The organism is Halobaculum rarum (assembly GCF_040025155.1).
GTDB classification, from domain to species: domain Archaea; phylum Halobacteriota; class Halobacteria; order Halobacteriales; family Haloferacaceae; genus Halobaculum; species Halobaculum rarum.
Genome location: NZ_CP157275.1, coordinates 2,009,129 through 2,029,148 on the forward strand (window position 1 = coordinate 2,009,129; position 20,020 = coordinate 2,029,148).

General features: G+C 69.0%; 20 protein-coding genes and 1 pseudogene. 7 read left to right on the forward strand and 14 right to left on the reverse strand.

Annotation, left to right across the window (positions count from 1 at the left end):
• The 3 genes from ABJD39_RS10420 to ABJD39_RS10430 all read right to left on the reverse strand — a co-directional run bounded on the left by ABJD39_RS10420 (position 1) and on the right by ABJD39_RS10430 (position 1,619).
• Complete coding sequence (locus ABJD39_RS10420; protein WP_348608066.1) at positions 1-177, reverse strand: hypothetical protein; 177 nt, start codon at positions 175-177, stop codon at positions 1-3.
• 98 nt (positions 178-275) lie between these two features.
• Positions 276-884, reverse strand: coding sequence for a DUF1684 domain-containing protein (locus ABJD39_RS10425; protein ID WP_348608069.1), 609 nt, complete (start codon positions 882-884; stop codon positions 276-278).
• Between the two features lie 132 nt (positions 885-1,016).
• Positions 1,017-1,619, reverse strand: a complete 603-nt coding sequence (locus ABJD39_RS10430; RefSeq protein WP_348608072.1) for a DUF7282 domain-containing protein — start codon at positions 1,617-1,619, stop codon at positions 1,017-1,019.
• Positions 1,620-1,892: 273 nt separating this feature from the next.
• Here ABJD39_RS10430 and ABJD39_RS10435 point away from each other — a divergent pair, with 273 nt between their 5' ends.
• Positions 1,893-3,197, forward strand: coding sequence for a threonine synthase (locus ABJD39_RS10435; protein WP_348608075.1), 1,305 nt, complete (start codon positions 1,893-1,895; stop codon positions 3,195-3,197).
• Positions 3,198-3,218: 21 nt separating this feature from the next.
• On the opposite strand, the gene sucD is transcribed toward ABJD39_RS10435, so the two are convergent.
• The 3 genes from sucD to ABJD39_RS10450 all read right to left on the reverse strand — a co-directional run bounded on the left by sucD (position 3,219) and on the right by ABJD39_RS10450 (position 5,609).
• On the reverse strand, positions 3,219-4,088 hold the full coding sequence (gene sucD / locus ABJD39_RS10440; RefSeq protein WP_348608078.1) for a succinate--CoA ligase subunit alpha: 870 nt from the start codon (positions 4,086-4,088) through the stop codon (positions 3,219-3,221).
• A complete protein-coding gene (sucC, locus tag ABJD39_RS10445; protein WP_348608081.1) occupies positions 4,085-5,230 on the reverse strand; it encodes an ADP-forming succinate--CoA ligase subunit beta in 1,146 nt (381 codons plus the stop codon). The genes sucD and sucC overlap by 4 nt, the downstream gene beginning before the upstream one ends.
• An 88-nt stretch (positions 5,231-5,318) precedes the next feature.
• Entirely contained in the window at positions 5,319-5,609 is a 291-nt protein-coding gene (locus tag ABJD39_RS10450) for a hypothetical protein (protein WP_348608084.1), read from the reverse strand.
• 125 nt (positions 5,610-5,734) lie between these two features.
• Between ABJD39_RS10450 and ABJD39_RS10455 the strand changes: the two genes are divergently transcribed.
• On the forward strand, positions 5,735-6,697 hold the full coding sequence (locus ABJD39_RS10455) for an NADPH:quinone reductase (protein ID WP_348608087.1): 963 nt from the start codon (positions 5,735-5,737) through the stop codon (positions 6,695-6,697).
• Between the two features lie 57 nt (positions 6,698-6,754).
• Here ABJD39_RS10455 and ABJD39_RS10460 read toward each other — a convergent pair whose 3' ends face one another.
• The 3 genes from ABJD39_RS10460 to ABJD39_RS10470 form a co-directional block, all read right to left on the reverse strand.
• Positions 6,755-7,237, reverse strand: a complete 483-nt coding sequence (locus ABJD39_RS10460; RefSeq protein ID WP_348608090.1) for an SHOCT domain-containing protein — start codon at positions 7,235-7,237, stop codon at positions 6,755-6,757.
• Positions 7,238-7,321: 84 nt separating this feature from the next.
• Positions 7,322-7,468, reverse strand: a complete 147-nt coding sequence (locus ABJD39_RS10465; protein ID WP_284063060.1) for a DUF7563 family protein — start codon at positions 7,466-7,468, stop codon at positions 7,322-7,324.
• A gap of 82 nt (positions 7,469-7,550) precedes the next feature.
• Positions 7,551-8,285 (reverse strand): helix-turn-helix domain-containing protein, encoded by a 735-nt coding sequence (locus ABJD39_RS10470; RefSeq protein ID WP_348608093.1) that lies wholly within the window; start codon positions 8,283-8,285, stop codon positions 7,551-7,553.
• An 89-nt stretch (positions 8,286-8,374) separates the two neighbouring features.
• Between ABJD39_RS10470 and ABJD39_RS10475 the strand changes: the two genes are divergently transcribed.
• On the forward strand, positions 8,375-9,487 hold the full coding sequence (locus ABJD39_RS10475) for an MBL fold metallo-hydrolase (protein WP_348608096.1): 1,113 nt from the start codon (positions 8,375-8,377) through the stop codon (positions 9,485-9,487).
• 3 nt (positions 9,488-9,490) lie between these two features.
• Positions 9,491-10,780 carry an MFS transporter gene (locus tag ABJD39_RS10480; RefSeq protein WP_348608099.1) on the forward strand — a complete coding sequence of 430 codons (1,290 nt, stop codon included), beginning with the start codon at positions 9,491-9,493 and terminating at the stop codon, positions 10,778-10,780.
• 54 nt (positions 10,781-10,834) lie between these two features.
• On the opposite strand, the pseudogene ABJD39_RS10485 reads toward ABJD39_RS10480, so the two are convergent.
• From ABJD39_RS10485 to ABJD39_RS10495, 3 genes and pseudogenes are all read right to left on the reverse strand, one after another.
• Positions 10,835-11,286: pseudogene (locus ABJD39_RS10485) on the reverse strand (A/G-specific adenine glycosylase); the annotation flags it as partial.
• Between the two features lie 105 nt (positions 11,287-11,391).
• Positions 11,392-13,506 (reverse strand): PQQ-dependent sugar dehydrogenase, encoded by a 2,115-nt coding sequence (locus ABJD39_RS10490; protein ID WP_348608101.1) that lies wholly within the window; start codon positions 13,504-13,506, stop codon positions 11,392-11,394.
• 339 nt (positions 13,507-13,845) lie between these two features.
• Positions 13,846-14,799: an A/G-specific adenine glycosylase gene (locus ABJD39_RS10495; RefSeq protein ID WP_348608104.1), complete on the reverse strand. Its 954-nt coding sequence runs from the start codon at positions 14,797-14,799 to the stop codon at positions 13,846-13,848.
• A 119-nt stretch (positions 14,800-14,918) separates the two neighbouring features.
• Here ABJD39_RS10495 and ABJD39_RS10500 point away from each other — a divergent pair, with 119 nt between their 5' ends.
• Together ABJD39_RS10500 and ABJD39_RS10505 are read left to right on the forward strand one after the other, a co-directional pair.
• Positions 14,919-15,254, forward strand: coding sequence for a hypothetical protein (locus ABJD39_RS10500; RefSeq protein ID WP_348608107.1), 336 nt, complete (start codon positions 14,919-14,921; stop codon positions 15,252-15,254).
• Between the two features lie 67 nt (positions 15,255-15,321).
• Positions 15,322-15,825, forward strand: coding sequence for a hypothetical protein (locus tag ABJD39_RS10505; protein WP_348608110.1), 504 nt, complete (start codon positions 15,322-15,324; stop codon positions 15,823-15,825).
• 18 nt (positions 15,826-15,843) lie between these two features.
• Here ABJD39_RS10505 and ABJD39_RS10510 read toward each other — a convergent pair whose 3' ends face one another.
• Positions 15,844-17,193 carry an aspartate aminotransferase family protein gene (locus ABJD39_RS10510; protein ID WP_348608113.1) on the reverse strand — a complete coding sequence of 450 codons (1,350 nt, stop codon included), beginning with the start codon at positions 17,191-17,193 and terminating at the stop codon, positions 15,844-15,846.
• A gap of 203 nt (positions 17,194-17,396) precedes the next feature.
• Positions 17,397-18,680: an MgtC/SapB family protein gene (locus ABJD39_RS10515; RefSeq protein WP_348608116.1), complete on the reverse strand. Its 1,284-nt coding sequence runs from the start codon at positions 18,678-18,680 to the stop codon at positions 17,397-17,399.
• A gap of 105 nt (positions 18,681-18,785) precedes the next feature.
• On the opposite strand from ABJD39_RS10515, the gene ABJD39_RS10520 reads away from it, so the two are divergent.
• Positions 18,786-20,015 (forward strand): AI-2E family transporter, encoded by a 1,230-nt coding sequence (locus ABJD39_RS10520; protein WP_348608119.1) that lies wholly within the window; start codon positions 18,786-18,788, stop codon positions 20,013-20,015.
• The last annotated feature ends 5 nt before the right edge of the window (positions 20,016-20,020 follow it).

Genomic DNA, 20,020 nt, shown 5'->3' on the forward strand with positions numbered 1-20,020 from the left:
TCAGACGGAGCGGCCGGGTTCGCTCGTGCCGATCAGGTACGTCCCGTACGTAAGCAGTGCCGCCGCCGGGACCAACGCCCAACTCGCGAGCGACCCGGACTGCGGGGCCAGGCTCGGGAAGAACAGCACGGTGCCGACGAGCATGAGGACCGCGCCGAGGATGACCGTTTTCTTCATGGGTGTCCCTGGCACCTCGCTCGTACTAAGGGTTACTTTTCTGGCGGTCGCGACCGGGGAACGCGGAGGCGGCGCGACGCCCGGGGTCGAGCGAGCAGTCAGTCGAGCACCGGATCGCGCTCGCCCGCCGGGATCGCGACTTCGAGCCAGTTGTCGGTCGGCGGCAGCGGGCAGGCGAACGCGTCCGCGAACGCGCAGAAGGGCGTGTACGCGAGGTTGAAATCCAGCGTCACCTCGTCGATCGCCCCGAGGTCGCCGTCGGGGTGTAAGTCCATGTACCGGCCGCCGTCGTACGTCTGCTGGCCGGTCGTCTTGTCGCGGAACGGGAGAAACAGCGCCGCCGAGCCCTCCGCACGCAGCGCCGCCAGCGATTCCTCGGCCTCGCCGCCGCCGGCGGCCGGGAGCGTGAACGACAGCGTCGCGACGCGGTGGAACCGCTCGGCGGTGCCGTTGCGGACCGTCAGTTCCACCGACTCCGGGTCGTCGTGCACCTCGACGGCGGCCCGCACGCGGTAGGCGGGGTCGGGGTCGAAGTAGTCGAGACCCTCGAAGTCGTCGCGCAGCGCCGGGTCGAGCGGCGACTGCGGGTCGCTCGCGAGGAACTCGTCCTTCTCGTCGCGCATCTCGCGGAGGCGCGCGAGCCACTCGTCCTCGCCGGCTTCGGCGGTGTCGGCGGCGTCAGCGTGAGCGTCGGCGTCGTCGGTCATACCCGGGATTCGGTGCCGCGAGGGTTCAATCCCGCGTTCCGTCCCGCTGGACACCGTCCGGCGCCGCCGCTGGGGCGGTCAACGGGTACACGCGGGCACGAAAGATCGGTGACGTTCGACGGGCGAGGCGATCTACCGGCGCGCGAGCAGCGCGGCGCCGACCAGCGCGACGACCGCCGCGGCGACGCCGAAGCCGGGTCCGCTCGTCTCGGTGGGCTCGTCGGTCGCGGCGGTCGTCGCGTCACCGTCGCTCGCGGTCGCCGTCTCGGTGGCGGTTGCCGTGGCGGTGGGCGTGGCCGTCTCGGTCTGCTCGACGGTCACGTAGCCGGCCTCGCCGATCGGCTGGCCGTTCTCGTTCGTGTACGGCTGATCGGCGGAGGCGTTGAACGACTCGTCGCCGTCGTCCGCGCGGACCTCACCGACGACGACCTGGCTGCGCGAGAGCGCCGGCGAGACCTCGAGGGTCACGTCCTCGTGGGTGCCGCTATCGAGGTACTCCGAGACGCCGACGATGCCGCCGGAGGCGTTATAGACGACGACGTAGCCGCCGTCGGGCAGCGTCGCCTCCGCGACGGTCACCGACGCCGCGCCGGTCTGGTCGTCGACGCTCACGTCGGCGGTGGCGTTCGCTGTCTGTGCGGTCGCGGTGCCGGCGGCGAGGCCGCCCGCGAGGGCGACGGCGCCGACCAGCACGGAGAGCAGTACGAGTGCGGGGAGTGTAGATCGTGCGTTCATCTGTAGCAGGAACTCGCGGCGTTCGTGACGCCGGAGCTGTCTCGCGGTTCACGGCTCGGACGAAAGAGTCCGTCGCTCCCGAACGTACACAGTTGGCATACGGCGTGGGGATCGGTGGCGATACTCGGGACGGATCCGGGCCGGATACGGGAGCCGATCGCGGATCGATCGGGGGACGGTCGAATCCTCGCGGAGGGACAGTCGCGTCCTCGGCGACCTGCCGACCCCGGGCGGTGCGCCGGGCTTTTGACGACCGGCGACCGCGGGTCGACCGTGCTCACCTGCTACGCCTGCGGCCGCGCCGCGGCGTCGGGCCAGCGGTGCCCCGACTGCGGCGAGCCGCTGTGGTTCGACACCGATCCAGTGGACTTCGCGTGGCCCGACCGCGACGGCGTCTGGGCGTTCGCCGACCTCCTCCCGATCGAAGCGCCCGGATCGGGACTCGCGGCCGCGGCCGGCGCGACGCCGCTGGTCCGCGCGCCCGGCCTCGACGCCGACGGTGCCCGCGTCCACGTGAAACTGGAGGGGACCAACCCGACCGGTTCGTTCAAGGACCGCGGGAGCGCGGTCGGCGTCGCGGCGGCGGTCTCCGGGGACGCCGGAACCGCGAGCGTCGCCGGGGACGAGGGCGGAAGCGGGGCCGGGACCGCGGCGACGACCGCCGTCGGCACCGTCTCCCACGGCAACATGGCCGCCTCGATGGCCGCCCACGCCGCGAGCGCCGGTATCGACTGCGTCGTGCTCGTCCCCGCCGACATCTCCGCGGGACGACTCGACCGGATCGCGGCGTACGGCCCGCGGATCGTCCGCGTCGACGGCGACTACGGCCGGCTCTACTACGACGCACTCGATCTGGGTCCCGAGGCGGGGATCGCGTTCGTCAACTCCGACTCGCCGCTGCGCGTCGCCGGCCAGAAGACGACGGTTCTGGAGATCCTGCGGGCGTTCGCCGCCGACGAAGTCGGCGAGGCTGGGGAGGCCGGCGGGGACGGGACCCCCGAGGCGGCGTCCTCGCCGGCGACACCCGACGCGGTCGTCATGCCGGTCAGCAGCGGCGGCCACGCCAGCGCCGCGTGGAAGGCCGTCCGCGAGGCGACCGCGGCCGGACTCATCGATGATCCACCACGACTGTACTTCGTGCAGGCGTCGGCGTGCGCCCCCGTCGCCGACGCGTTCGCGCGTGGCGACGACGCGGTGGGGCGGCTGGAAGCCGACGAGGTCGGCGAGACGGTCGCGTACTCCATCGCCAACCCCGACCCGCCGAGCGGCACCCGCGCGCTCTCGGCCGCCCGCGACACCGACGGCGCGGTCCTCGCCGTCGACGACGACGCGATCCGCGCGGCCCGGCGCGATTTCGCGGCCGCCGGAATGCGTGTCGAGGCCGCGTCGGCGACGACGCTCGCCGGGCTTCGTCGGCTCCGCGAGCGCGGCGAGGTGGACGCGGGCGAGCACGTCGTCCTCGTCGCCACCGGCGTCGGCTACGGCGGGGACGGCGACGCTGGAGCGGCGGACGCCGAGACCGTGACGCGGGAAGGACTTGCGGCGGCGCTCGGCGTCAAATCGATCGACGACGACTGAAAAAACGGAGAACCGAGGCGCTTACAGGAAGTCCTCGATGTGGTCGGCGACCTCGTTGGGGGTGTCGCCGACGGGGACGCCCGCGTCGTTGAGCGCGGAGATCTTCGACTCGGCGGTGCCGGTGCCCGAGCCGGAGACGATGGCGCCGGCGTGGCCCATGCGCTTGCCCGGCGGGGCGGTGCGGCCGGCGATGAAGCCGGCGACGGGCGTGTCCATGTTCTGAGCGATGTACCGGGCGGCCTGCTCCTCGTCCTCGCCGCCGATCTCGCCGCACATGACGACCGCCTTCGTGTCCTGGTCGGCCTCGAACGCCTCCAGCGCGTCGACGAAGGAGGTCCCGATGATCGGGTCGCCGCCGATGCCGATCGCGGTCGTCTGGCCGATGCCGCGCTCGGTCAGGTTGGAAACGACCTGATACGTCAGGGTACCCGAGCGGGAGACGAGGCCCACGTCGCCCGACTCGAAGATGTTGCCCGGGAGGATGCCCAGCTTCGCCTCGCCGGGGGTGATGATCCCCGGACAGTTCGGCCCGATGAGCCGGGTGTCGACCTCCGAGAGACGCTTGTTCACCTTCGCCATGTCCTGGGTCGGGATGCCCTCGGTGATGGCGACCACGAGGTCGAGGTCGGTGTCGAGCGCCTCGAAGACGGCGTCGCCGGCGAACGCCGGCGGGACGAACACGACGGAGGCGTCGGCGTCCTCCTCGTCGACGGCCTCGTCGACGGTGTCGTAGACGGGGACGCCGGCGACCTCCTGGCCGCCCTTGCCGGGCACCGCGCCCGCGACGACGTTCGTGCCGTACTCCAGCATCTGTTCGGTGTGGAACTTACCTTCCCCGCCCGTGATGCCCTGCACCACGACCCGGGTGTCGTCGTCGACGAAAATGCTCATTGGGTCACCTCCTCCGCGTTCTTGACTGCACGCTGTACCGCGTCCTCGAGGGTGCTCTCGACCTGCACGAGGTCCTCGTTGAGGATCTCCATCCCCTCGGCGGCGTTCGTCCCCGCGAGACGGACGACGACCGGCTTGGGGATCTCGTCGAACTGCTCCAGCGCCTCGTTGATCCCCTTGGCGACCTCGTCGCCGCGGGTGATCCCGCCGAAGATGTTGAACACGACGCTGTCGACGTTCTCGTCGGCGAACACCATCTCCAGCGCCTGCGTGACGCGCTCGGCTTTGGCGCCACCGCCGATGTCGAGGAAGTTGGCGGGCGCGCCGCCGTAGTAGTCGACGAGGTCGAGCGTCGTCATCACGAGGCCCGCCCCGTTGCCGATGATGCCGACGTTGCCCGACAGACGGACGTAGTCGAAGCCGTACTCGTTGGCCTTCGCCTCCAGCTCGTCGCCGGCGGCCTTGTCCTCCATCTCGGCGAGGTCGGGCTGGCGGAACAGCGCGTCCTCGTCGATGTTCATGACCGCGTCCGCGGCGACGACCTCGCGGTCGGACGTGATCATGACGGGGTTGATCTCGATGTCGGAGGCGTCCCTCGACTCGTACAGGTCGTAGAGGGTCCCCAGGATCGATGCGACGTCCATCGCCACGTCGTTCGGGATGCCCGCCTCGAAGACGACCTTGCGTGCCTGATACGGGTGCAGGCCGAACGCGGGGTCGATGTGTTCGCGGGCGATCTTCTCGGGGGTCTCCTCGGCGACGGACTCGATGTCGACGCCGCCCTCGGTCGACACCATCGCGACGGGTTCGCCCTCGTTGCGGTCCATCGTGATGCCGACGTACAGCTCGTTCTCGAAGTCGACGCCGGCCTCGACGAGGACCTTGTCGACGGTGTAGCCCTTGAGGTCCATCCCCAGGATGGACTCGGCGGCCTCGCGCGCCTCCTCGGCGCTCGTGGCGATCTTGATGCCGCCAGCCTTGCCACGTCCGCCGACGTGGACCTGCGCCTTGATCGCCGCCGGGTAGCCGATCTCGTCGACCGCGTCCATGACTTCCTCGACGGTGGACGCGAGCCGCGAGTCCGGGGTCGGGATCCCGGCGTCGGCGAAGACCTGCTTCGCCTGGTATTCGTGAAGTTTCATGCGTGTTGATAGCAGCCACTCGGGGGGTTAAATCCCGCCGATTCCGGTCGCACTCGCGTCGCCGGCGGCGGGGAGCGCGCCCGGCGGTTCACGCCCGCTGAACGAGCACCTGGCCGACGCCGGCCAGGAGAAGGCCGACGGCGGCGACGACGCCCGACCACAGCACCGACGGGCGGAGGAGGATCTCGTTGCAGCCGTCGGTGTACGTCAGCGTCGGCGGCCACGTTTGCACCCCGGTGACGGCGAACTCGACGAGTCGCCGCGGGCCGGGACAGAACACCTCGGTCGCCGCGGCGACGGGGCCGACCGTCACGAGCAACACCGTGCAGACGAGCAGCCCGGCGCCGAACAGCGTCGCGCCGGCGTGCCGGATGAACATATCCGATGGCTACCGCGGCGGACACTTTCACTCCACCGGTCGCCGGCGGCGGTGATCGTGTCGGGACGATCTGCGCGGTTCCGCCGTCGCCCGGAGTTAAGTCACCTCGGGGGGAGGGTTCGACCATGCGCGCGGTCCGCTTCCACGAACACGGTGACGAATCGGTGCTCCGGGTGGACGACGTCGACCGGCCCGAGCCGGGTCCCGACGAGGTGCTCGTCGAGGTCGCCGCCGCGGGGGTCAACCCCGTGGACACGTACTTCCGCGAGGGGTCGTACGAGCCGTACGGCCTCCCCGCGATCCCCGGCGTCGACGCCGCCGGAACGGCCGCCGCGGTCGGCGAGGCCGTCGAGGGGATCGCCGAGGGCGACAAGGTGTTCGCGACGGGGCTCTCGGGGGCGATGCCCGGCGGCTACGCCGAGTTCGTCGCCGTCCCCGACGACCGCCTCGCGGCGCTCCCCGACGACGCCGATCTCGTCGCCGCCGGCGCGGCCGGGGTCGCCGCCGTCACGGCCTGGCGGGCGCTCGTCCAACACGCCACCCTCCGACCGGCCGAGACGGTGTTGATCCACGGCGGATCCGGCGGCGTCGGCCACGCCGCCGTGCAGGTCGCCGCCGCAACCGGCGCGCACGTGATCGCCACCGCCGCCGAGGGGTACCACGACGAGGTGGCGGCGCTCGGCGCCGACGCGGTGCTCGACTACAACCGCGACGACCTCGCGGAGGCGGTCGTCGACGCCGCCGACGGCGACGGGGTCGACGTGATACTCGACCACCGCCTCGACGAGTACCTGGGCTTCGACACCGAGGTCGCCGCACAGGGCTGTCGCGTCGTCGGGATCGGCGAGAACGACCCCGAGATCGGGTTCCCGCAGTCGGCGGCGGCCCGCGGCAAGGACCTGAACCTCCAGCTCATGTCGATGTTCAACACGCCGAGCCTCGCGGACGCGCTCGACGACGTCGCCTCGTTGTGGGGAGAGGACGTCACGATCGAGGTGGCGCACAGCTACGACCTGGAGGGCGCCGCCGAGGCCCAGCAAGCGGTGATGACCGATAGCTTCCTCGGGAAGCTGGTCATCGAGCCGTAACCGCTCGCGAGATCACGGGTGCCGACGTGCACCGACTCCCGGATTCGAGAGCCCGACTCAGCGGGCGCGATCCGGCTCGCGAGCCCGTGTACTCCGGTTGTGCGGACGGCTCGGGTCGTCAACGACGCGATCGAGTCGGCGTTCGAACTCGTCGTGGTCGAGTTCTCCGGCCGCGTATCGACGCTTCAGCACGTCGACTGAAGTCGCGTCTCGGTCACGGCCCCGGTCGGCGACGCCGCCTCGTCCGCCCGCGTCGGGGTAGTCTGCCGCGCTCTCGACGTTGCCGATGAGCGAGAGGTACACCGGCCACAGAACGACGAGACCGACTGCCGTCGTCGCAAGCAGCAGCGCGAACGCGATCGCCGACCCGACCAGCCCGACGACCCCGGCGCCAGCGGTGACGGCGGCAAACAGCAACAACGGCCACACGAGGCCCGCACAACCGACGAACAGGACACGCCCGAGCGTGCCGTCCGGCGTGTAGTGTTCGAGGAGTCGATGCAGCGATCCGAGGGTGGAGGTGTCGTCCGCGGGGGACACGTGCTATCGAGGCGGCAGGTCCAGCAAAGGTCTTACGCTCGTTCCGCCGCGATTCAAGGGTCGGTACCGCCGTCGGCGACCCGCTCAGTTCTTCTTCGCGCGGACCTCCTTGCCACGCCGGACCATGTCCTCGCAGTGAGGGCACGCGCGGGGCCGGGTGATCTCCTCCGGCTCGAACACCTTCACGTACCGCTCGGTCACGAACGATTCGCAGTTCTGGCAGGTCGGCATACGATCCCGGCGGGGCACCTCGAATAAACGAATTACGGTCGACGGCCTCCGAGTCACGCGGTATCTCCTTCTGGATCCGGCGCTAGTCGGCCGCTTGCTCGTCGCTTCGCCCCGTGTTCACGGCCAGCGGGTCCGCCGTCGACGACGCGTTGACCAACCGCAGGAACTGTCCCGCGTTGGTGAGGAGTTTGTTCTCGGCCTTCCGGAGGTGTTCCTCGTACGTCGATCGGGCGACGGCGGTCATGTCCGCGAGCGCTCGCATGGAGGTCTTCCGGGGCTGCTCGTAGTAGCCGCTCTCCAGCGCCAGCCGTAGCGCCGCCAACTGGCGCTCGGTCACGTCCTCGAACAGTCGGTCGACCGGCGCGAGCATGCTGTGAGGGATCTCCTGCTCGGCGATCGATGTCTTCGAGAGCACCTCGATGTCGCGGTCGGCTTCGAGATCGCGCAGCAGCGCACGGACGTCGCCCTCGTCGAACGCGATCACGGTGTAGTGCTCCCATCCCTGCCGGTGGACTGTCGGCGGCTGGTACAGACAGTTGTGCGACTCGAAGCGCTCGATGATCGAGTCCTCCAGCGAGCAGAGACACGACTGCGTGACGACGTGGAGTCCGGTCTCGTCGACCGACTCGTGGAGGACCGTGCCGATCGCGTCGATCTCCGCGATCAACTCGTCGCTGGGGTCCCCCGGCGCGGTGATCTCGATCACCTGGCAGTCGCTCAGATACCACTCGCGGATCGTGAGGTCCGGGTGGCGCTCGGAGATCTCGCGGTACGGACACTCGTGTCTGACCCGGAAGGAGGCCTCGTACAGGCTCATGCCCCGTTATTTGAACTGATCCCGAATAACACTGCCGGCCATGTCCGGCAGTTCCTATATCCTTGTATGTCCTGTACGGGTGAGCACCGATGCAGCAGATCTCGCCAAGCCGACTCGGCGAACGACTCCAAGACGACGATGACGACGTGTTCGTGCTCGACGTCCGTCACGGGGCGGAGTTCGAGGACTGGCACGTTCCGGACAGCACTAACGTCGACGTGTACGACGAACTCAGCACCGACCCCGAGACGGCGAGGGAGGCGCTCGAGGCCGTCCCGGAGGACCGGGATATCGTGACTGTCTGTGCGGCGGGCATCGTCGCGGACACCGCGACCGACGTCCTCCGAGAGATGGGCCGCGACGCAAATACGCTCGTGGACGGGATGAACGGCTGGAGCCGGGTTCACCGACGTGCCCCCGTCGACGTCGACCTCGACGCCACGCTGGTGCAGGTCGCGCGGCCGGGCAAGGGGTGTCTCTCGTACGTCCTCGTCTCCGACGGCGACGCTGCCGTCTTCGATCCCTCGCACTACCTCGACGAGTACGAGGCGGTGCTCGACGAGTACGACGCCGACCTGGTCGGCGTGTTCGATACCCATGCTCACGCCGACCACGTCTCCGGGGGCGCCGACTTGGCGGCCGAGCACGACGTTCCGTATTACCTCCACGGGAAGGACGCGCTCGCGCTCGACGCGACGCCGCTCGCGGACGGACAGGTCGTCGAGGTCGGCGCCGTCGACGTCGAGGTGATCCACACCCCCGGTCACAGCGAGGGAAGCGTCTCCTTCGACGTCGGCGGTGCGGCGCTGTTGACGGGCGACACGCTGTTCCACGAGAGCGTCGGGCGCGTGGAACTCGGCGTCGAGGCCGGTATCGAGGACTCCGACGTGGAATCCAACGCCGCGACGCTGTACGAGAGTCTCCAGCGACTGCTCGACCGACCCGGCGAGGCGCTGGTGTTGCCGTCGCACGACCCCGGTTCGCCGGAGCCCCCGGTGACCGCGACGCTCGACGAGGTCCGCGAACGGAACGAGGACCTCTCGCGCGACCGCGATGAGTTCGTCCGGGAACTCGCGTCGGACGTCCCGGACCACCCGCCGAACTTCGAGCGCGTCAAGCGGACGAACGTCGGGCAGGAGTCCGTTCCCGCCGACGAGCTGTCCGAACTCGAACTGGGTCCCAACAACTGCGCGGCCGAGTGACCCATGAGTACGGCAACTGAACTCAACCAGGGGATCCGCGAACACCTCGGGCAGTTCTCGCTGCACGTCCTGCTCGTGTTCGCGACCGGACTGACCATCGGGTCCGAACGCACCGTCGTCCCCGCGCTGGGTGAGGACGTCCTCGGCGTCGAGTCGTTCCTCGTGATCGGCTCGTTCGTCGTCTCGTTCGGGATCGTGAAGTCGATCCTCAACCTCTATGCGGGCAAATGGGGCGAGGAGTACGGCCGCAAACCCGTGCTCATCGCCGGGTGGGTGACGGCGCTTCCCCTGCCGATCGTCCTCATCTTCGCCCCGAGCTGGGGGTGGATCACCGTCGGGAACGTCCTGCTGGGTATCAACCAGGCGTTGACCTGGAGTATGGCGATCAACGCGAAGATCGACCTCGCCGGTCCCGACCAGCGCGGCCTCGCGGTCGGTATCGACGAGTCGTTCGGATACACCGGTGTGGCCGTCGGTGCCTGGATCACGGGCGTCATCGCCAGCCGGTGGAGCCTCCGGCCGGAGCCGTTCTACTTCCTCGCCGTCGTCGTGGTGTTGGCGTTCCTCATCTCGGTCTTCCTGATCAAGGAGACCGTCCAGTACGCGCAGGCCGAGGGGGACGACGACGACCACGACGCGAACCTCCCGTTCAACGAGGTGCTGAAGCGGGCAACCTACGGCGATCGGACCCTGTTCGCGGCGGCGCAGGCCGGCCACGTCGAGAACTTCGTCGACACGCTGTTCTGGATCGCCGTCCCGCTCTACCTGCTAAGCCAGGGGCTCGATATCGCAGCGGTCGGAGCCGTGGTCGGCGTCCACAGCGCGATGTACTTCCTCCAGATCGGAACCGGTGGGCTCGCGGACCGGATCGGCCGACGTCCACCGGTTGTCGCCGGGATGTTCTTGGCTGGCGCGGGCGTGCTCGGGATGGTACTGGTCGACGGCTACCTCCTGTGGGCCGCCTTCGCCGGCGTGTCCGGGCTCGGGATGGCGCTGCTGTACCCGAACCTGATGACGGTCCCCAGCGACGCGGCACACCCGACGTGGCGCTCGGCGGGGATGGGCGTCTACCGGATGTGGCGTGACTCCGGATACGCCGTCGGCGCGATCCTGATCGGCCTCTCGATGGAGTTCGTGAACGCCGAGGCCGCGTTCTACATGACCGCCGGCCTGATGTTCGTCTCCGGCGCGGTGGTGTACCTCTGGATGGAGGAGACCCACCCCGAGTTCGGCACACACGAGCCGCCCGCGCCGGCGACGGAGGCGCCGGGACGGGCCGCGTCCGACGACTGACCGGCGGCCCACGTCCGTGCCGACGGCTGCACTCCTTCCCACGGTACCGTCGTGCTACCGACGGAGTCGAACCGCGGTTCCGCCATCGGTGTCCGTCACTTCGACGAGCCCGTCGCCCGCGAGGTCGTCCACGAGTCCGCGGAGCCAATCCTCGCTCCTTCGCCGTCGGTCGCGTAGTCGACGCGGATCCGCGGACCGAGTTCGCCGAGCGTCAACTCGCCATGGTTGCCCAGCGCCCGGACGACCTTGCCCCGGAACTGCCGTCGACTCCCCTCGGAGCCCGGCTGCTCGGGCACGTCCGGTGCGGTGAAATCACCCGTCTCGTAGGCCCGGCACCACCGACGCCACGAGCAGCCCGCCTCATCGAAGCGTGACGACTGCCCACAGACGACGCCGCCGAGTTCCATGATCGCGTTGTTCCAGACGCGCGATTCGCCGTCGGGCATGAGATCGGCGGCGGCCTCTGCGAACTCCGCGTCGTCGTCCGGAACACCGAAGGCGCGGTAATGGGAGAGATATCCCATACCTTCGCGGTGTCGGATCGCGAATCCGGAGGCAACCCCCGAGCAGTAGGACGGTCGGATTCGGGTGGATGGCGGCCGCGGCCGGTGTCAGTCGTCGTCCTCGAGACGCCGTTTCGCTGCGAGTCCGATGCCGCCGAGGACGGCTGCCGCCGACAGCAGGACGCTCGGTCCCGGGGCGCTTGTCGTCGTCGTCGTCTCGCTACCGCCGCCGTCGGTCGTCGTCTCGGCATCGCCGCCGCCGGTCGTCGTCTCGGAGGGCGTGGTTCCGCCGTCGGTCCCCGTCGTCGTCGCGTTCCCGGTGGTCGTCGTGGTCCCGCCGTCGCCGGTCGGAACGAGTCCGAGGAGGACGCCGGTATCCCCCTCGGGGGCGCCGCGCTTGTTCGCGAGGACGTACACGTCACCGTTCGAGCCCTGTCCGAACATCCGGACGAAGTAGTCGAACCCGCCCTGGATGGCCAGTTCCTGCACGGGCCAGAGGTCGGCGTTCCCGGTCGTGGTGCCGCCCGCTCCGCCGAAGTTCTCGGGCGGGGTCGCAGCCAGCACGCGGCCGTCCGGTTCGCTCCGCGCGGGGTCTGACGTCCAGATTCCGAACACGTATTTGCCCTGGAGTTCAGGGATCCCCCCGGCCTCGTACCGGTGGCCACCGATGACGGTGATGCCGACGCTCTCGCCCTGGTACGTGTGCGGGAACTCTATCACGGGATCGATCAGCGGACTACCGTCGTACGGACCGCTGTTCGGTTCGTTCGACGGACAGTCCGTGATCGCCATCGGGTCGCCCGGGTTCTCGGTGCTGAAGCAGTGCGTACCCTCCTTGACGTTCCAGCCGTAGTTCCCGCCGCGCTCGACGACGTCGACCTCCTCGAAGAGGTTCTGTCCGGCGTCCGCGACGAACAGATTGCCCTCGCTGTCGAAGGAGATGCCGTACGGGTTGCGGAAGCCGTACGCGTATATCTCGTCCAGTCCGTCGGTGCCGACGAAGGGGTTGTCGTCCGGGATGCCGTACGGACGGTCCCCTTCGGTGGCGTCGACGTCGATACGGACGACGTCGCCGAGGAGGTTCTGCGTCACGTCCTGGCCGTTCCCGCCGGCGTTCCGGTCGTACCAGTCCTGGACGTGGCCGTACATGTCGTCGTTGGCGCCGCCGCCGTCACCCATGGGGACGTAGAGGTAGCCGTCGGGGCCGAACGCCATGGGGCCGCCGTCGTGGTTGTACTGGGGTTTCTGGAACTGGAGGAGGATACGCTCCGACTCCGGGTCGCCCGTGGTGAGGTCCGTGGACGCGGTGAACTCGGAGACGACCTCGACGTGGTCCCACCCGTCCGGCGTCTGTTCGTTCGGCGGCGCGCTGTAGTGGAGGTAGAACTTCCGGTTCTCCGCGAACGAGGGGTGGAAATCGATACCGAGCAGTCCGCGTTCGTCGTACGCTTGACTTGGGTTGGCGTACGACCCGTTGAACTCGCCGAGGGTGACCATGCGGTCGGATACGTCGATGAACGGCGTCTGCTCGCGGCCGTTCTCGGTGACGATCCACACCTCGCCCGTCTGGTCGGTGACGAACTGCCGGTCGCTCCCGTCCCCGGGTAACGCGTGGTCTGTGGGCGCGGTCATCCCCTGTGCGATGACCTCGACGCCGACCTCCGGCCCCTGTTCGAAATACCCGGCACCGTCCTGTTGCTCCGTGGTCGTCTGCTCCGTGGTCGTCGCCGTCTGGTTTCCCCCGCCCCCGCTCCCGCTCACGTTCACGTCCCCGACCATCGTGTTCGGGTGCACCTCACAGAGGTAGGTCGTCATCTCCGAACTCGCCGTGAACGTCACCGTCTGGGTTGCCCCCTGCTCGGTGATGAGCTCGGAGCGCACCAGCTGTTCGCCCGCCTCGTTCTGGATGACGATGTTGTGGGGGAGCCCGTCGAGATTCTCCCAGGTCACGGCGTACTGCATGCCGGCCTGGAGCGACAGTGTCGGGTTCGATTGATCGGCGATGGACGAGGGCGCCCGTCCACGCCATTCCTGTACCTCGCCCCCGAGGCTGAACGTCTCCTGCTGACGGGTGGCGAACCTACCGAGGCCGAGTCCGACGCCAGCAATACCGACCCCTCGCAGGACGTGTCTCCGCGAGGCATCCAAACCTTCGTCGCTCGACTCGCCTCCCTCGTCCGTTACACCCTCCTTCTCCGGCCGCGAATCACCTACATCGGTCATGTTCGTTCACATCGGTCATGTTCGTTCATGCAAGCCGCTTCTCTCACGTGCGGCTTTGTTATATTCGAAAACCTGGAATTTCGGCAGCCTTACCCCTGGAAATACGAAATTACATTCCAGGAAACGTACAGCTACTGGCGGCAGTCGAGACACGCGCCCCGGCCGTCCCCCGAGAGGGGCTTCGGGACGCCGGGTAGGGTCCTCCGTGGTCAGTTCGAACGCCCGCTCCGGGGCTGACGCTTCGCCCCCACCGCATCGACGCCAACCGGCCACCAACGGGTCGTCGAAACGAACCGTACAGTGGCCACCTCGAGAGTGCTATCAGTGGGTTCGAGCGGATTATCGGAGTCGAGCAATTGTCAGATCGTTCCGTTCCTCGATCTGGACGAGGCCGTCGGCGGCGAGATCCGAAAGCAGCTCACGAAGCCACTCCCGCCCGTGCTCCCCGTGGGGAGTGTAGTCTACACGAATTCGATGGCCAAGTGTGTCCAGGTCCATCTCATCGTGTTCGCCGAGGAGTCGAACCACGCGCCCACGGAACTGCCGCCGACTCCCCTCGAAGCTTGGCTGCGTTGGGACGTCGGGTGCGGTGAAGTCGCCTGTCTGGTAGGCGTGACACCATTCGCGCCACGGACACCCTGCCTCGTCACACCGTGGTGTCTTTCCGCAGGCGACGCCGCCGAGTTCCATGATCGCGTTGTTCCAGACGCGCGATTCGCCGTCGGGCATGAGGTCGGCGGCGGCCTCGGCGAACTCGGCGTCGTCGTCGGGGACGCCGAAGGCGCGGTGGAGCACCCGCTTCACGTTCGTGTCGACCACTGCGTCGCCGTTGTTGAACGCGAAGGAGGCGACCGCGTTGGCGGTGTACGGCCCGACGCCCATCAGCTCCTGCAGGTCGTCGGGATCGGTCGGGAACTCGCCGCCTGCTTCGGCGGTTTCACCGCCTCCCGGAGGTCGGTCCGCGGGACCGACCTCCCCCTCGACCACCTGTGTGGCGGCCTCGTGGAGGTACTTCGCGCGGTTGTTGTAACCGAGCGAGTGGCCCGACCAGAAGGAGACGACCTCCCCGCGCTCGGCGGCCGCGAGGTCGGCCACCTCGGGCCAGCGGTCGAGGAAGTCGGCGTACGCCTCCTCGACCCGGGAGAGCTGTGTCTGCTGGCTCATCACCTCCGAGACGAGGATCCGGTAGGGGTCGTCGGTCCGCCGCCACGGGAACTCGCGGTGGTCGTCCTCGTACCACGCGATCAGGGCCTCCCGAACCGCGTCGCGGTCGTCGGGGAGGTGTGCGCTCATTACCGGGTCGGGGGCCGCCGGGCGAAAAGCGCTGACGGTCCCGGGTCGGCGACTGCGATCGCTGCGGGGAGCCGAACCAGAGCGCAACGGGTTTCCGCCCGCCGCGAGACCCACCGGGCATGGGACTCGACGACCTCGACGACGCGATCACCGCGGAGTACGGCGACCTCGACGACGAGATCGCGGTCGAGTTGGACCGCGAGACGAAACACGAGCTGTCGCTGTTGGCGGCGGCGCTTGGCACCGACCGCGACGAGTTGGTCCGACGGGGGGTCCACGCGCTGTTCCGGCGGACGCTCGACACCGGCGATCTGGACTTCCACCTCCGGCAGGCGTTCGACGTGACGTACGACGAATACCTCTCGGGGATGACGTACGACGAGATGACCGGTGGCGTCGGCGGCGGCGGTGGCAGCTACCCCGAGCGCAGCGACGAGCGCCGGTACCAGCAGTAGACCGCGGCCGTCTCCGGCACGCGGGAACGTGGGGAAGGGCCTTGGTCGACGCGGACGACCCGTCGGTATGGGACTCGACGTCGATATCCCCGACCCGCCGAGCCTGCACGGCCCGCAAGGTCGGGGCGAGTACGACGCGATCGACACGGACGAGGACGGATCCGGGGACGACTACCGTCGCGAGACGGTCCGAACGGCCCTGCACGACGGTGCGTGGCGTGACGCCTTCGAGGAGTGGACCGACAGCACCTACCTGTCGGTCGAGGAGTTCGAGACGGTCGAACGCCTCGGGCTGTTCGAGGAGTTCGACTTCTACTGGGACCCCGCGAGCGACGAGGTCGGATACCGCGCCCCGACGGTCCCCGAGGCGGACCGCGAGGCGTTCCCCGACCGCGGCGCCGACGGCGTCGACGAGGAACTCGACGCCCTCGGCCGGGCGGTCTCGGAGATGCTCGAGAACGACTATCTCCGCCGCGATGAGATGGACAACGAGTTCGATTTCTTCCCCGAGGAGGAGGAACGCGAGAGCGAGGCCGAAGCCAGGGAGTCCGGAGACGACCCGGCGGCGTGATCCTCCTCGTCGGTCGCGCTACGTCGCGCCGCCGACGGCTTCGATCAGGAGGGACGCGCCCATCTCGATCTCCCGCTCGGTCACGTCCATCGGCGGGAGGAACCGGATCACGTTCGAGCCGCACGCGAGCGTGAGCAGGCCGCGGCGCAGCGCCGCCTCCTGCACGTCGTTACGCAGGTCCGCGGACTCGAACTCGACGGCGAGCATCAGCCCCTTCCCGCGCACGTCGGTCACGCCGTCGAGGGCGGCGTTGCGGACGGTCTCCTTGAACTGTTCGCCGCGAACGACCGCGTTGTCGAGCAGGTCGTACTCGTCGATGGCGCGCAGCGTGAACACGCCCTGTGCCGCGGCGACGATGTCGCCGGCGCCCCACGTCGAGGAGAGACGCGCGCGTTCGTCGGGGAACGTGTCCTCGTTGGCGATGGTGGCGCCGACGCGCATCCCCTTCGCGCCGGTGATCACGTCCGGCTCGATGGGGTAGTGGTCCGAGCCCCACAGCTCGCCGGTGCGGCCCATCCCCGACTGGATCTCGTCGGCGATCAGCGGGATGTCGTGCTCGGAAGCGAGGTCGGCGACCTCCTCCATGAACGGCTCCGAGGGGAATCGGTAGCCGCCCTCGCCCTGGATCGGCTCCATGATAATGTAGGAGGTCTCCTCGGGGTTGACGTGGCCCGTCTTCGGGTCGAGCTTCTCCCGCAGCAGCGAGGTGTCGCCGCCGTCGACGAAGAAGCCACACGAGCACGTCTCGGGCGAACACGCGCGGTCGTCGCAGTAGGGCACGTCGTGGACGCCGGGCACCTCGGGGAACCGCTTGCGGTACACCGACTTCGAGCGATTGAGCGAAAGCGCCCCCAGCGTCCGGCCGTGGAACGCGCCGTCGAAGGTGACGCCGTACTTCCCGCCGTCGGAGTAGTCGTAGCAGATCTTGATCGCGTTCTCGACGGCCTCGGCGCCGGAGTTCGAGAGGAACACGGTGTCGAGGTCGTAGTGGTCCGTGCGGTCGACCAGTTCGTGCATCAGGTCCGCGGGGCCGGGGAGATTCGACTCCCCCGGGTCCGAACCGTCGGAGACGTAGAAGTCCTGTCCGGCGATCTTCGTCGGGTCGACCATGTCGAACTCGGCCATTCGGTCCATGATCTTCGGATTGTTGTAGCCGAGCGGCGCGGCGGCGACGTGGGAGGTGAAATCCAACAGGACGTTGCCGTCGACGTCGGTGCAGAACGGCCCCTCCGCGTCCTCGGTGATGTCCCACACGAAGTCATACACGTACGTCGTCGTCGCGGCGACCTCGCGGTGGTACGCGGCCCACTCGCGGGCGCGGGCGCCCGGCATCTCGGTGACGCTCACCTCGGCCGTGTCTCGGTCCATGCGTGTGGATGCGAACGGTCAGTGATAAAATAGTGGTCCACTCGATGCTGATCCGAACATCCCCCTCGGATCTTGACTTCGACTTCAACCGGGTGTCCCGGTCGGCCGGCGGATCCGCCGGGATCGATCAGGCCGGGGCGGTGGGTCGATGCCGGCGTGGTCAGTCGGCGTCGTCGTCCGTCGCTCACACTATCGCACCTCGCTCACGCCATCGTCGTCGCGAGCGCGACGACCCCGGATCCGACGATGATCACGAGGCTGTAGGCGGCCACGCGGCGCACGAACGCGCGGGGGCCGGCGAACGCCAGCGCCGCCTTCACCGCGACGCTGGAGACGGTCGCGAGCAGAACGGCGACGGTCGCGGCGTCGGCGCCGACGGTGCCGCCACGGTACAACAGCACGGCTGAGGTGGTCGCGCCGGCGGAGGACACCAACCCTGAGACGGCCGCCGACGCGTACAACCCGGCGGTACCGAAGCGAGCTTGCGCCAGGCTGCTGACCGCGAGGATGACCAGGAACGCCGCGCCGAACGCCAGCGCGTTGCGCAGCGAGAACGGCGACTCGAGCTCGAGGTCGACCCGCGTGCGCCAGTCGGCCGTCACCGCCGCCACGGCGACGGCGCCGAGCGCGAGCGCGCCCAGCGGCGCGGCGACGCCGACGAGGACCGGCAGGTCGCCGCCGACCGTGAACGCGACGGCGATCGCGAGGTTCCGCAGCGCCATCGCCGCGTCCGCCAACAGGACCCCGGCGACGGCGTACGACACCGACTCCGCCCGGTCGGTCGCGTGATCGAGCATCGTCCCGACGACGGCCGTCGAGGACGCGAGCCCCCCGAGGAAGCCGGTGACGGCGATACCGCGGCCGCCGTACGTCCGCACCAGCGCGTAGTTCACGATGCCGATCCCGGCGACGGTGACGACCATGAGCCACGCGACGCGCGGCTCCAGCGGGACTCCGAACACGACCCGCTCGCCCGCCGGCAACACCGGATAGACGACGAACGCGAGGACGGCGAACTCGGTCATCGAGCGAAGCTCCGCACGCGAGAGGTGGCCCGCGAACGAGTGCAGCTCCCGTTTCAACACCAACAGCGCGGCCGACACGACCGCGACTGTCACCCCCTCCACGACGGCGCCGATGGCGACGAGCGCCCCGACGCCGTACGCCGCCAGCAACGAGACGGACGTCGTCAGCGACAGCGAGCCGTCGGCGTCGCCCCGAAGCCCACTGACCGCCAGCAACACCCCCTGCACGATGACGAGCACGCCGCCGACCGCAAGGAGCGCGTCACCCACCTCGGTCTCGATCGCCAAGTGCGTGAACACCGCGGCGACGAGGCTGGTCAGCGAGAACGTCCGGATCCCCGCGGACTTCTCGGACCACTCGCGCTCCAACCCGAGGAACAGCCCCAGCGCCGCCGCCAGCGCCAGCCGTACGACCGGCAGCGACAGCGGATCGCCGACGATGCCGGCACCCGTCGCGGTCATGACTCAATACTACTCTATAGCAATATATACTCTTTTGGGGGGCGCACACGAGCCCGGGGGTCGCTCCCGCGACACGCTTTTGTCGGCGCACGGAGGGGACTGGGTATGGCGCTCTCCGATGTCGACTGGTCGCGGACGGCGTGGTGGGGCATCGGTGCGGTGTTGGCCGCGGCGGTTACGTTCGTCGTCTACTCGTTCGTCGGCACGTTCGTGTTCGGGGTGTTCATCTACTACGCGACGCGCCCGGTCTACAACCGGATCCGCAAGCGGATCCCGCAGCCGAGCGTCGCCGCCGCGGTCGCCATCTTCGCGATGGTGCTCCCGGCGTTGCTGCTCGCGGGGTACGCCCTGCTCATCGTCGCCAACCAGATCCGGGAGCTCGATATTGCCGGGAACGGGTACCTCGACCAGCTCCCGTTCACCCAGGAGACCCTCGACGTGCTGACCGACCCGTCGCAGATCGCGGCGCTCGACTGGCAGCAGTACGTCACGCTCGACACGATCGGCGGCGCCCTGAACTCGGTGGCGCAGGCGGCCGACACCGTTGCGGTCATCGGCATCGGCGCGATCCACCTGTTCGTCATGCTCGCGGTCGCGTTCTACCTCCTTCGCGACGGCGGACGGCTCGGCCGCTATCTCGTTCGATTCACGGATCAAGCGGGGATCGTCGACGCCTACGGGCTCGCGGTCGACCGCGACCTGAAGTCGATCTTCTTCGGGAACATCCTCAACGCGATCGTCACCGGCACGATCGGCGTGATCGTCTACTCGGTCCTCAACGTGTTCGCCCCCGACGGCGGATCGATCCCGGCGGCCGCGCTGGTCGGACTGATCGCGGGCGTCGCGAGTCTGATCCCGATCGTCGGGATGAAGCTGGTGTACATCCCGGTCGCGGCGTTCATGGCGGTCCGAGCGGTGGCGAACGACGTCACCGGCGGGCTGGCGTTCGTGCTCGCGTTCGCGCTCGCCTCGCTGATCATCGTTGACACCATCCCCGATCTCGTGTTGCGACCGTACGTTTCCGGGCGCTCGCTGCACGTCGGAGCCGTGATGATCGCGTACACGCTCGGTCCCCTGCTGTTCGGCTGGTACGGGATCTTCCTCATGCCGGTCCTCCTCGTGTTGGTCGTGCACTTCGTTCGGATCGTCCTGCCGGAACTGCTCGCCGGGGAGCCGTTGCGCCCGTACACGGTCGATCCGACGCATCTCACGGCTGAGGGACCGGCGATCCACTCCTCGGATCCGGATTCAGCTCCCGCCGAGGGCGGCGGTGGGGGAGACACAGTCGCGTCTCGGGGCGAACAGCCGCCGGAGGACACAGCCGAGGAGGAGTGATCGAA

Bases quoted from the DNA above. Each gene is read 5' to 3' on its own strand.
- ABJD39_RS10475 (WP_348608096.1), top strand. From the start codon at position 8,375: ATGCAGCAGATCTCGCCAAGCCGACTCGGCGAACGACTCCAAGACGAC.
- ABJD39_RS10505 (WP_348608110.1), top strand. From the start codon at position 15,322: ATGGGACTCGACGTCGATATCCCCGACCCGCCGAGCCTGCACGGCCCG.
- ABJD39_RS10420 (WP_348608066.1), bottom strand. From the start codon at position 177: ATGAAGAAAACGGTCATCCTCGGCGCGGTCCTCATGCTCGTCGGCACC.
- ABJD39_RS10520 (WP_348608119.1), top strand. From the start codon at position 18,786: ATGGCGCTCTCCGATGTCGACTGGTCGCGGACGGCGTGGTGGGGCATC.
- ABJD39_RS10470 (WP_348608093.1), bottom strand. From the start codon at position 8,285: ATGAGCCTGTACGAGGCCTCCTTCCGGGTCAGACACGAGTGTCCGTAC.
- ABJD39_RS10510 (WP_348608113.1), bottom strand. From the start codon at position 17,193: ATGGACCGAGACACGGCCGAGGTGAGCGTCACCGAGATGCCGGGCGCC.
- ABJD39_RS10455 (WP_348608087.1), top strand. From the start codon at position 5,735: ATGCGCGCGGTCCGCTTCCACGAACACGGTGACGAATCGGTGCTCCGG.
- ABJD39_RS10490 (WP_348608101.1), bottom strand. From the start codon at position 13,506: ATGACCGATGTAGGTGATTCGCGGCCGGAGAAGGAGGGTGTAACGGAC.
- sucD (WP_348608078.1), bottom strand. From the start codon at position 4,088: ATGAGCATTTTCGTCGACGACGACACCCGGGTCGTGGTGCAGGGCATC.
- sucC (WP_348608081.1), bottom strand. From the start codon at position 5,230: ATGAAACTTCACGAATACCAGGCGAAGCAGGTCTTCGCCGACGCCGGG.
- ABJD39_RS10465 (WP_284063060.1), bottom strand. From the start codon at position 7,468: ATGCCGACCTGCCAGAACTGCGAATCGTTCGTGACCGAGCGGTACGTG.
- ABJD39_RS10515 (WP_348608116.1), bottom strand. From the start codon at position 18,680: ATGACCGCGACGGGTGCCGGCATCGTCGGCGATCCGCTGTCGCTGCCG.
- ABJD39_RS10480 (WP_348608099.1), top strand. From the start codon at position 9,491: ATGAGTACGGCAACTGAACTCAACCAGGGGATCCGCGAACACCTCGGG.
- ABJD39_RS10425 (WP_348608069.1), bottom strand. From the start codon at position 884: ATGACCGACGACGCCGACGCTCACGCTGACGCCGCCGACACCGCCGAA.
- ABJD39_RS10495 (WP_348608104.1), bottom strand. From the start codon at position 14,799: ATGAGCGCACACCTCCCCGACGACCGCGACGCGGTTCGGGAGGCCCTG.
- ABJD39_RS10430 (WP_348608072.1), bottom strand. From the start codon at position 1,619: ATGAACGCACGATCTACACTCCCCGCACTCGTACTGCTCTCCGTGCTG.
- ABJD39_RS10500 (WP_348608107.1), top strand. From the start codon at position 14,919: ATGGGACTCGACGACCTCGACGACGCGATCACCGCGGAGTACGGCGAC.
- ABJD39_RS10450 (WP_348608084.1), bottom strand. From the start codon at position 5,609: ATGTTCATCCGGCACGCCGGCGCGACGCTGTTCGGCGCCGGGCTGCTC.